The sequence below is a fragment of the Atlantibacter hermannii genome (assembly GCF_009907385.1).
Classification (GTDB): domain Bacteria; phylum Pseudomonadota; class Gammaproteobacteria; order Enterobacterales; family Enterobacteriaceae; genus Atlantibacter; species Atlantibacter hermannii_A.
Genome location: NZ_JAAATR010000101.1, coordinates 1 through 954 on the forward strand (window position 1 = coordinate 1; position 954 = coordinate 954).

Annotated in this window: 1 protein-coding gene; it reads right to left on the reverse strand. The window is 51.6% G+C overall.

The annotated features are described in order from the left end of the window. Nucleotides 1-127 precede the first annotated feature (127 nt). Nucleotides 128-919 carry an ANT(3'')-Ia family aminoglycoside nucleotidyltransferase AadA1 gene (aadA1, locus tag GV764_RS19330; protein ID WP_046622360.1) on the reverse strand — a complete coding sequence of 264 codons (792 nt, stop codon included), beginning with the start codon at nt 917-919 and terminating at the stop codon, nt 128-130. Between the last annotated feature and the right edge of the window lie 35 nt (nt 920-954).

Sequence of the window (954 nt, forward strand, 5' to 3'; positions counted from 1 at the left end):
CGCTTAAAAATAATAAAAGCAGACTTGACCTGATAGTTTGGCTGTGAGCAATTATGTGCTTAGTGCATCTAACGCTTGAGTTAAGCCGCGCCGCGAAGCGGCGTCGGCTTGAACGAATTGTTAGACATTATTTGCCGACTACCTTGGTGATCTCGCCTTTCACGTAGTGAACAAATTCTTCCAACTGATCTGCGCGCGAGGCCAAGCGATCTTCTTCTTGTCCAAGATAAGCCTGTCTAGCTTCAAGTATGACGGGCTGATACTGGGCCGGCAGGCGCTCCATTGCCCAGTCGGCAGCGACATCCTTCGGCGCGATTTTGCCGGTTACTGCGCTGTACCAAATGCGGGACAACGTAAGCACTACATTTCGCTCATCGCCAGCCCAGTCGGGCGGCGAGTTCCATAGCGTTAAGGTTTCATTTAGCGCCTCAAATAGATCCTGTTCAGGAACCGGATCAAAGAGTTCCTCCGCCGCTGGACCTACCAAGGCAACGCTATGTTCTCTTGCTTTTGTCAGCAAGATAGCCAGATCAATGTCGATCGTGGCTGGCTCGAAGATACCTGCAAGAATGTCATTGCGCTGCCATTCTCCAAATTGCAGTTCGCGCTTAGCTGGATAACGCCACGGAATGATGTCGTCGTGCACAACAATGGTGACTTCTACAGCGCGGAGAATCTCGCTCTCTCCAGGGGAAGCCGAAGTTTCCAAAAGGTCGTTGATCAAAGCTCGCCGCGTTGTTTCATCAAGCCTTACGGTCACCGTAACCAGCAAATCAATATCACTGTGTGGCTTCAGGCCGCCATCCACTGCGGAGCCGTACAAATGTACGGCCAGCAACGTCGGTTCGAGATGGCGCTCGATGACGCCAACTACCTCTGATAGTTGAGTCGATACTTCGGCGATCATCGCTTCCCTCATGATGTTTAACTTTGTTTTAGGGCGACTGCCCTGCT